The 8,611-nt window shown below is 72.6% G+C and carries 11 protein-coding genes and 1 pseudogene; 6 read left to right on the top strand and 6 right to left on the bottom strand.

Features of this window, described 5'->3' with window-relative positions:
- The first annotated feature begins 389 nt into the window (after window positions 1–389).
- Complete coding sequence (locus tag ABD644_RS09505) at window positions 390–2,993, top strand: putative bifunctional diguanylate cyclase/phosphodiesterase (RefSeq protein ID WP_344688586.1); 2,604 nt, start codon at window positions 390–392, stop codon at window positions 2,991–2,993.
- A gap of 7 nt (window positions 2,994–3,000) precedes the next feature.
- Here ABD644_RS09505 and idi read toward each other — a convergent pair whose 3' ends face one another.
- Window positions 3,001–3,528, bottom strand: a complete 528-nt coding sequence (gene idi / locus ABD644_RS09510) for an isopentenyl-diphosphate Delta-isomerase (protein ID WP_344688588.1) — start codon at window positions 3,526–3,528, stop codon at window positions 3,001–3,003.
- A gap of 217 nt (window positions 3,529–3,745) precedes the next feature.
- Here idi and ABD644_RS09515 point away from each other — a divergent pair, with 217 nt between their 5' ends.
- Window positions 3,746–4,576: an alpha/beta fold hydrolase gene (locus ABD644_RS09515; RefSeq protein WP_344688590.1), complete on the top strand. Its 831-nt coding sequence runs from the start codon at window positions 3,746–3,748 to the stop codon at window positions 4,574–4,576.
- Here the strand turns inward: ABD644_RS09515 and ABD644_RS09520 are convergent.
- From ABD644_RS09520 to ABD644_RS09530, 3 genes are read right to left on the bottom strand one after another with little or no spacing between them, the layout of a single operon-like run.
- Window positions 4,573–5,019 (bottom strand): SRPBCC domain-containing protein, encoded by a 447-nt coding sequence (locus ABD644_RS09520; protein ID WP_344688592.1) that lies wholly within the window; start codon window positions 5,017–5,019, stop codon window positions 4,573–4,575. The genes ABD644_RS09515 and ABD644_RS09520 overlap by 4 nt on opposite strands.
- Window positions 5,016–5,351: an ArsR/SmtB family transcription factor gene (locus tag ABD644_RS09525; RefSeq protein WP_344688594.1), complete on the bottom strand. Its 336-nt coding sequence runs from the start codon at window positions 5,349–5,351 to the stop codon at window positions 5,016–5,018. Before ABD644_RS09525 ends, ABD644_RS09520 begins: the two co-directional genes overlap by 4 nt.
- Window positions 5,344–5,766, bottom strand: a complete 423-nt coding sequence (locus ABD644_RS09530; RefSeq protein WP_344688596.1) for an SRPBCC family protein — start codon at window positions 5,764–5,766, stop codon at window positions 5,344–5,346. The genes ABD644_RS09525 and ABD644_RS09530 overlap by 8 nt, the downstream gene beginning before the upstream one ends.
- A 121-nt stretch (window positions 5,767–5,887) precedes the next feature.
- On the opposite strand from ABD644_RS09530, the gene ABD644_RS09535 reads away from it, so the two are divergent.
- Genes ABD644_RS09535 through ABD644_RS09550 form a run of 4 tightly spaced genes read left to right on the top strand, consistent with a single transcriptional unit; the run spans window position 5,888 to window position 8,292 of the window.
- Window positions 5,888–7,282 (top strand): MFS transporter, encoded by a 1,395-nt coding sequence (locus tag ABD644_RS09535; RefSeq protein WP_344688599.1) that lies wholly within the window; start codon window positions 5,888–5,890, stop codon window positions 7,280–7,282.
- Window positions 7,279–7,620 carry a cupin domain-containing protein gene (locus ABD644_RS09540; protein ID WP_344688601.1) on the top strand — a complete coding sequence of 114 codons (342 nt, stop codon included), beginning with the start codon at window positions 7,279–7,281 and terminating at the stop codon, window positions 7,618–7,620. Before ABD644_RS09535 ends, ABD644_RS09540 begins: the two co-directional genes overlap by 4 nt.
- A gap of 12 nt (window positions 7,621–7,632) precedes the next feature.
- Complete coding sequence (gene merB, locus ABD644_RS09545) at window positions 7,633–8,076, top strand: organomercurial lyase (protein ID WP_344688603.1); 444 nt, start codon at window positions 7,633–7,635, stop codon at window positions 8,074–8,076.
- Window positions 8,077–8,109: 33 nt separating this feature from the next.
- The gene (locus ABD644_RS09550; RefSeq protein ID WP_344688604.1) at window positions 8,110–8,292 is read left to right on the top strand and encodes a hypothetical protein; all 183 of its coding nucleotides are present in this window, start codon (window positions 8,110–8,112) and stop codon (window positions 8,290–8,292) included.
- Window position 8,293: 1 nt separating this feature from the next.
- Here ABD644_RS09550 and ABD644_RS09555 read toward each other — a convergent pair.
- Window positions 8,294–8,482, bottom strand: a pseudogene (locus ABD644_RS09555) (HNH endonuclease); the annotation flags it as partial.
- 28 nt (window positions 8,483–8,510) lie between these two features.
- Window positions 8,511–8,603 (bottom strand): IS3 family transposase, encoded by a 93-nt coding sequence (locus ABD644_RS22705; protein ID WP_425547417.1) that lies wholly within the window; start codon window positions 8,601–8,603, stop codon window positions 8,511–8,513.
- Between the last annotated feature and the right edge of the window lie 8 nt (window positions 8,604–8,611).

Raw genomic sequence — 8,611 nt, forward strand, 5'->3', positions numbered from 1 at the left:
CGGCCGGCGGCATCGACTGCCGGTTCGCTGTCCGCCCCGCCACCTGCACACCCGCACGGAGCGCCCACCGCTCTGCCCCCGCAGTGGGCGCTCCGCGCGGAGCGACGAGCACGACCGACGAGGACGGGCAACCACCGCGTGACCGCCCTCACCCCCTCGGGGGACATCGCAACCGATCAAGTACCGCAAGCGTCAAGGACCCATCGGCTCCTGCCGACATCCATCCCGCACACGGAAGTGCGGAACCGGAGCTCTCACAAGGAGGTGCACGGAATGAGCAGCAACACGTGGGGACGTCCCCAGGTCACGCCGGTGGACGGCGATCGACCGGGCGTGTCCGTCCTGCTCGCCGTCGCCGAGCTCGCTCCTCCCAACCCAGGCGTCCAGCGATGACCGCGACCGTCGAGAGCGGCCAGGCCCCCGGTGCCGACCGGCCCCGTCTGAGCCCCTCACAGCGGATCACCCTGCTCACCGCGTCCCTCGCGGCGGCCGGGCTGGCCCTGTTCTTCCTCGTCGTCCGGACGCTTCCCGACGCCCCCACGGCGGTCGTCCTGCCCTGGGTGCTGTGGGTGGTCGCGTTCGCCGTCTCCGAGGCGCTGGTCGTCCACGTCCAGTGGCAGACGGAGGCGCACACCTTCTCTGTCGGCGACCTCGTCCTCGGCGCCGGCCTGATCCTGGCCGCGCCGCAGGACCTGGTCATCGCCCAGGTCGTCGGTGCCGGCGCCACGCTGCTGCTCTACCGCAAGCAGCGCGGCCTGAAGCTGGCCTTCAACATTGCGCAGTACGCGCTGGGCGGCAGCATCGCCACGGCGATGTTCGCCTTCCTGTCCGGCCCGGCGGTCGGCGCGTGGGACTGGCTGGCCGCGCTCGTGGCCATCCTGACCACCACCGTCGTGTCCGACCTGTGCATCTTCGCCGTCATCAGCCTCTCCGAGGGGCGGGCGCACCTGCAGCCGCTGGTGGAGATGCTGGCCCTGTCGCTGCCCTTCACCCTGGGGTCCGCGGCGGTCGGCCTGGTGCTCGCCCGCTCCGCGGCGAGCGACCCGGCCGCGCTGGCCCTGCTGGCGCTGCCCACCTTCCTCATCGTGGCCGCCTACCGGGCGTACACCCACGCCCGCGAGCAGCAGGAGAACCTGCGCCTGCTGCACGAGGTGACCTCGCTGCTGCACGCCAGCGGTGACACGCAGGAGGCGATCGGCGACTTCCTGGCGTCGGTCCGCTCGGCCTTCCGCGCGGAGCTCGCCGAGCTCGTCCTGCTCGGCCCCGCCGGCCGGGACGGCGCGACGGTGAGCCGCAGCCGCGAAGGTGCCGAGGGAGTCGTCATGGCACCGCTCGACGACCCCGAGGACCACCACCGCCTGCTCCGGCTGGCCACCGCCTCCGGTGCGCTGACCACGCGGACCAGCTCGGGCCGCGGCCAGCAGCTGGACGCCTACGCCAGCGGTCGCGGGCTCAAGGACGCCATGGCGGCCGCGCTGCGCACCGACGACCGCGTCCACGGTCTGCTGCTGGTCGGCGGTCGCCTCGGCGACGTCACGACCTTCAGCTCGAGCGACCTCGCACTGCTCGACACCTTCGCCCGGCACGTGGCGACGTCCCTGGAGCGCGGCCGCCTGGAGGAGAACCTCCGCCAGGTGACCGACCTCAAGGAGCAGCTGCGGCACCAGGCGCTGCACGACCCGCTCACCGGTCTGCCGAACCGCACCCTGTTCCTGGACCGGGCGCGGCACGCGGTCGACACCGCCGGCCGGACCCGCATCCACCCCGCGGTGCTCTACATCGACCTCGACGGGTTCAAGCCGGTCAACGACACGTTCGGCCACGAGGCCGGCGACTCACTGCTGCGCACGGTCGCCGACCGCCTCCGCGGCTGCCTGCGCCCGGCCGACACCGCTGCGCGTCTGGGCGGTGACGAGTTCGCGGTGCTGCTGAACGGTCCCATCGACCGGTTCGGCATCGCGCGGGTCATCGACCGCATCCGCACGCAGCTCGACGTGCCGGTGATCCTCGGCGAGGGCGTCGTCGCGACCGTCGGCGCCAGCATCGGCGTCGCCCTGGGCGACACCGAGACGCCGGACGCCGACACCCTGGTCCGCCAGTCGGACATCGCGATGTACGTCGCCAAGCGCTCGGCCGGCACCGACTTCGTCGTGTACGAGCCCGGCATGGGCGACACGACGGTGAGCCGCAAGGACACGACGGCCGAGCTGGCGGCGGCCATCCGCAACGGCGAGCTGACGACGGTCTACCAGCCGCTGATCAACGTCTCGACGGGTCGGCCGATCGGCGCCGAGGCGCTGGTGCGCTGGCAGCACCCGGTCGACGGGATGCGGCCGCCGGACCAGTTCATCGCGCTCGCCGAGGAGAGCGGCCTGATCACCGAGATCGGCAAGCTCGTGCTCAACGACGCCTGCCGCCAGGCCGCACGCTGGGTGTCCGAGGCACCGGCGGTCAACGACCTGCTGGTGACGGTGAACCTGTCGGCCCGCCAGGTCGGCGACGACGAGATCGTCGACCAGGTCCGGGAGGCCCTCGAGGCCTCGGGGCTCGAGCCCTTCCGGCTCGTCCTCGAGATCACCGAGACCGTCCTGATGCACGACCGTGACGCCGCGGCCGCCACCCTGTGGCAGCTCAAGGGTCTCGGCGTGCGCATCGCGATCGACGACTTCGGGACCGGCTACTCGTCGCTGGCCTACCTGCGGCGCTTCCCGATCGACATGCTGAAGGTGGCCCGCGAGTTCGTCGACGGTCTCGGCCGCGACGCGCACGACGACGTCATCACGCGCGCGATCGTGGAGCTGGCCTCGACCCTCGGCCTGCTCACCGTCGCCGAGGGCATCGAGACCACCCAGCAGCAGGAGCACGTCAGCGCGCTCGGCTGCGACCTGGCCCAGGGCTACCTGTTCTCGCGTCCCATCGACGCAGAGGCCGTGCGCGCCCTCGTCGGCGAGCAGGACTGGCCCCAGCCCAAGCCCGCCCTGCGCGCGGTCTGATCGCAGGTCAGCCGGACGGCACCAGGCCGGCGACCTCGATCAGCAGGGCCTGCTCCCGGCACCAGGGCGACCACGCGTCGCCCTCGGACTCCTGCCGCCGTCGGAACGCCGCCCAGTCCAGCAGCTCCCAGTCCGCGACCTCGGTCGGGTCGGGCGCGGGGGTGCCGGTGAACCGGCCCACGTACACCGGACAGATCTCGTTCTCGACGACGCCGCGGAACTCGGCGCGATACCGGTAGTCCGGCAGCGCCGGCCGCAGGTCGGTGACTCCCAGGCCCAGCTCGAAGCCCGCCCGGCGCGCGATGGCCGCGCCGTCGTCCTCCCCCGGCCCCGGGTGGCCGCACACGGTGTTGGTCCACATACCGGGGAACGTGGCCTTCTCCAGCGCCCGCCGGGTGACCAGCAGCCGGCCCGCGTCGTCGAACAGGTACGCGGAGAACGCGCGGTGCAACGGCGTCTCCCCGTGGTGCACCTGCGCCTTGGGAAGGGTGCCGATCGCCCGCCCCTCGTCATCCACCAGGACGATCAGCTCCATGTCCATCAGTCTCCCTGCCGGTCGACGACCGCGGCCAATTGCCGTCCCCCTACTGCGTTGAGCCGTTTCCGGCGCTTCTCGGGGACCCTTCGGGCCCCGCTCGTCGCGCCGCCTCGCAGGGCGGCATCCGCCGTTCCTCGGGGGACCCTTCGGGCCCCCGCTCGTCACGGCGACCCTTCGGGCCCCCGCTCGGAGCGGCACTGACACCATCTCGGCCGTGGAGAGCTTTCAGCGGGACGGTCTGACCTTCGATGTCCGGGACGGCGGGCCTCCGGACGGGGAGCCGGTCGTGCTGCTGCACGGCTTCCCGCAGGATTCGGCCGCCTGGGACCAGGTGGTCCCCCTGCTGCACGAGCACGGGCTGCGCACGCTGGCGCCCGACCAGCGGGGGTACTCGCCGATGGCCCGGCCGCGCGGACGCTCGGCATACCGGCTCCGCGAGACCGTCGAGGACGTCGTCGCCCTGCTCGACGCCGCCGGGCTGGGCTCTGCGCACCTCGTCGGCCACGACTGGGGCGCCATGGTGGCCTGGGCGATGGCCGCCTGGCACCCGGAGCGGGTCCGGACCCTGACCGCGATCTCCGTGCCGCACCCCGGGGCCATGGCCCGGGCCATGGTGACCAGCAACCAGGCGCTGCGCTCCTACTACATGGGCGTCTTCCAGCTGCCGTTCGTGCCCGAGCTGCTCCTGCTGTCCCGCGGCGGCACTCCCCTGCGCCGGATGCTGCGCGGCGGCGGGCTGTCCCGGGAGGCGGCCGCGCACTACGTGGCGCGGATGCGCGAGCCGGGCGCGCTCACGGCGGCCCTCGGCTGGTACCGCGCGATGCCGTTGAGCGCGCGCGATCGGGTCGGGAAGGTCCGGGTGCCCACGGTGCACGTGTGGAGCACGGGTGACGCGTTCCTCGGGCGGGCCGGGGCCGAGGCGACCGAGCAGTTCGTCGACGCCCCGTACCGGCTCGAGGTGCTCGACGGCGTGACGCACTGGATCCCCGAGCTCGCCGCCGAGCGGGTCGCCGAACTGGTCCTCGAGCAGGTCGGGCGCGACTAGCTCGACCCGCCGGCGACGGCGTCGCGGTAGTGCGGCAGGAGCGTCGTCCAGCCCTGGTGGTTGCGCTCGCGCCAGGCGCCGCCGCGGGTGCCGAGCCGTTCCCACCCGTCGTGCTCGATCTCGACGCGGGTGCCCGACTCCGACGACAGGAATCGGATGCTCACGTCGGTGGCGTCGGCCCGGTCGGCTCGCAGATACCACCGGTAGCCGAGGTGGTGGGGTGGCTCCCAGATCGTGATCTCCCCCCACTGGTGCTCGGCACCGTCGGAGGTGCGTTCGAAGATCCGGCCGTCCTCGCCGGGCTCCAGGACGACGGTCAGCCCCGGCTCGCCGCTCACGCTGTGGTCGGCCGGCCACCACGAGCCGATGCCCGCCGTCCAGACCCGGAAGGCGTGCTCGACGGAGCAGGCGACGTCGAAGGCGAAGCGCAGCGGCTCGCTCACGTCCGGTCCTCCGTGTTCTCCGCCATGAGCCGGAAACGCGCGCCGGCCTCGCCCCACACCCGGGCCAGGTACTCGCGGACGGCGGCGGGACCCTCGTCCTGCAGCCGGTAGATCCGCCGCGTGCCGCGGGCCTCCTCGCTGACGAACCCGGCCTCCTTCAGCAGGCGGAGATGACGGGAGACCGCCGGCCGGCTGATCGGCAACTGCTCGGCGATCTGGTGGACCGACCGCTCCCCCGCACCGAGCAGGCTGAGGATGGCCCGACGGTTCGGGTCGCCCAGCGCCTCGAACGGATCGCGCGACGGAGCCCCGGACGACGGAGCCTCAGACACCGGACTCGACGCGCTGCTTGAGGCCTGCCCCGAACCGGTCGAACGAGGGCTGGAGGTCGGGCATGGACCGCCAGATCAGTCCCAGCAGCGGCCCCGTGTACTCCTCGCGCATCCGGAAGCTGCTGCCGTTTCCCTCCGGCGTGACCGTGTACGTGCGGGTCCCCCGGAACAGCCCGAGCGGCATCCCCCCGCGGAACTCCATGCGGTGCGGCGGTTCCAGGGCGGTGACGGTGACGGGGAACGCGCGTCCCGGCGCCGCCTCGGAGCGGACGGTGATCTTCTCGCCCTGCGCGATCCGCCCGTCGACGGCGGTGACGCCGGAGTCCCAGCTCGGCCACGCGGCGCCGTCGGACAGCACGGCCCAGACGGCCTCCGGTGACGCATCGATCCTGCTCGCCGTCTCGTAGAACCTCATCGCCTCATCCCTCCATCGGTAACAGGAGAGTTACCGTAGCCGAGAGGTTACCGATGACGGGGCGCTCCGGGAACCCCCGGCTCGCCGGGTAGGTCGCGCACCCGGTTGAGAGACTGCCCGCATGACCCGGACCGCCGCGCCCGTCACCCGCGCCGAGCGGCTCGACCGGCTCCCGTTCACCCGGGAGCACGGTCGCCTGGTCGTCGGCTCCGGGCTCGGCTGGGCACTGGACGCGATGGACGTCGGCCTCATCTCCTTCGTGATGGCGGCCCTGCTCGCCCAGGAGGAGTGGGGCATCACCCCCGGCGAGCTGTCCTGGATCGGGTCGATCGGGTTCGTCGGGATGGCGCTGGGCGCCACGCTCGGCGGGTTGCTGGCCGATCGCTTCGGGCGGCGTCAGGTCTTCGCGGTCACCCTGCTGATCTTCGGGGTCGCGACCGGGGCGGCGGCGCTGGCGTGGTCGGTCGGGGCACTGCTGGTGTTCCGCTTCCTCATCGGCCTGGGACTCGGCGCCGAACTTCCGGTCGCCTCGACGCTGGTCAGCGAGTACGCGCCGGCGAAGGTCCGCGGTCGCGTCGTGGTCCTGCTCGAGGCCTTCTGGGCGGTCGGCTGGACCCTGGCCGCCGTGATCGGCTATCTCGTGGTGCCGGGGAGCGACGACGGCTGGCGGTGGGCCTTCGCCCTGGGTGCCGCGCCGGCGGTCTACGCCGTCGTCGTCCGCTGGGGGTTGCCGGAGTCGGTCCGCTTCCTGGAACTCCGCGGGCGCGTCGACGAGGCGGAGGCCGCGGTCAGGAGGTTCGAGGCGGCCGCGGGAGTGACGCCGGTCGACTCGCCGCCGCTGCGCCCGTCCACGGAGTCCGCCGGGTGGAGCGCGCTCTGGGCGCGCGGTTCCCGGTTGCGGACGGCGTCGCTCTGGGCGGTCTGGTTCTGCATCAACTTCAGCTACTACGGGGCGTTCATCTGGCTGCCGAGCCTGCTGTTCAGCTCCGGGTTCACGCTGGTGAAGTCGTTCGGGTACACGCTCGTGATCACCCTCGCCCAGTTGCCGGGCTACGCCGTCGCGGCCTTCCTGATCGAACGCTGGGGACGGCGCCCGACCCTGGCCGTGTTCCTGGTCGGCTCGGCCGCCGGCGCCGGCATGTTCGCCGCGGCCGACGGCGACACCGCGGTGCTGATCACCGGCATGGTGCTGTCGTTCTTCAACCTCGGCGCGTGGGGCGCGCTGTACGCCGTGACGCCGGAGGCCTACCAGACGGCGCTGCGGGCCTCGGGTGCCGGTGCCGCGGCAGGCTTCGGGCGGCTGGCCTCGATCGCCGCGCCGCTCTGCGTGCCGCCGCTGCTCGACGCCGGTGGCTCCGGGCTGGTGTTCGGCGTGTTCGCGGCGTTCTTCGTCGTGGGCGCACTGGCCACCTGGGGTCTGCCTGAACTTCGCGGCCAGACGTTGGACGCCGAGCCCGGATCGGGATCCGAAGACCTGTTCAGCCGGTCGGCGCCGGTGCACAGTGACCCGGCATGAGCCTGGACCCGGTCGCGACGAATCCCGCTCACTACCGCGTCGTGTTCGAGAACGAGCGGGTGCGCGTCCTGGAGTACACCGATGTGCCCGGTGACCGCACGACCCCGCACGAGCACCCCGACAGCGTGATGGTGACGCTGAGCAGCTTCCGGCGGCGGCTGCACGCCGGGGACGGCCATCGGGACGTCGACCTGCCGGCCGGACTGAGCGGCTGGCTGCCGGCGCAGCGGCACGCCGGCGAGAACATCGGCGACTCCCCGAGCCACGTGATCTTCGTGGAGCTCAAGGAGAACGCCGGGACGGTGCCGTCCGGACCGGCGCTCGGCCCCGACGTCTGAGGGAGCCACGGAGTGGACCCCGACGACCTGAGCCTGCGCAACGAGACCTACCGGCTGGTCGTCGCCCTGGGACGGGTGCCGTCGGCGGCGGAGGTCGCGGACTCGACGGGCCGAACGGCGGATGCGGTCCGCGCCGGGTGGCAGCGGCTGCACGCCGCCCATGCGCTCGTGCTCGATGCGACCGGCGCCGAGATCCGGATGGCCAACCCGTTCAGCGCCGTCCCCACGCCCTACCGCGTGCGTGCCGACGGTCGCTGGTGGTTCGCCAACTGCGCCTGGGACGCGTTCGGCATCTGCGCCGCCCTCCACGTCGACGGACGCATCGAGACCGCATGCGCCGACTGCGGGGAGCCGCTCACGATCGAGGTGCGCGACCGTCGGCCCGACGACACGACATTGCTGTTCCACTGCCTGGTGCCGGCCCGCCGATGGTGGGACGACATCGCCTTCACCTAGGGCGCGATGAACCTCTTCCGGTCGGAAGAACACATGCGGCACTGGCTGGGTGACCGTGCTCCCGGCACCACGATTCCGGTGACGACGCTGGCCGCGCTGGCCGTGGCCTGGTGGGACGACCGACTGTCACCGGACTGGCAACCGCACACGCGCGAGCGGAACCAGGCGATCCTCGAGGGCCTCGGGCTCACCGGGGGTTTCTGGGCGCTCGCGTGAGTCAGGTCCGGAGCGGCTGGTGGATCAGGATCTCGGTGCCGTCGGGGCGGTAGGTGCGCCAGGTGCCGTCGGGTTGTCGTTCGACCCGGAAGCCGTGGTGCACCTTGGTGTGGTGCCGCTCGCACAGCAGGGCTGAGTTCTCCAGCGACGTCGGGCCCTGGTCGGCGAGCCATTCCTCGACATGATGGACCTTGGGCTTGCCCGGGTTCGGCGGACGGCTAGGCGGCGAGCTTGGCATAGCTGATGGGGCTGCGATAGCCGAGGGCCGAGTGGAGCCGATGGTTGTTGTAGTCCCAGATGTAGTCGAACAGTCGGGAGC

This window comes from Blastococcus jejuensis, assembly GCF_039534705.1.
GTDB lineage: Bacteria > Actinomycetota > Actinomycetes > Mycobacteriales > Geodermatophilaceae > Blastococcus_B > Blastococcus_B jejuensis.

What these genes read in the sequence shown, in the direction of transcription:
- ABD644_RS09505 (WP_344688586.1), top strand. Translation starts at nt 390, where the DNA reads ATGACCGCGACCGTCGAGAGCGGCCAGGCCCCCGGTGCCGACCGGCCC.
- idi (WP_344688588.1), bottom strand. Translation starts at nt 3,528, where the DNA reads ATGGAGCTGATCGTCCTGGTGGATGACGAGGGGCGGGCGATCGGCACC.
- ABD644_RS09535 (WP_344688599.1), top strand. Translation starts at nt 5,888, where the DNA reads ATGACCCGGACCGCCGCGCCCGTCACCCGCGCCGAGCGGCTCGACCGG.
- ABD644_RS09530 (WP_344688596.1), bottom strand. Translation starts at nt 5,766, where the DNA reads ATGAGGTTCTACGAGACGGCGAGCAGGATCGATGCGTCACCGGAGGCC.
- ABD644_RS09550 (WP_344688604.1), top strand. Translation starts at nt 8,110, where the DNA reads ATGCGGCACTGGCTGGGTGACCGTGCTCCCGGCACCACGATTCCGGTG.
- ABD644_RS09540 (WP_344688601.1), top strand. Translation starts at nt 7,279, where the DNA reads ATGAGCCTGGACCCGGTCGCGACGAATCCCGCTCACTACCGCGTCGTG.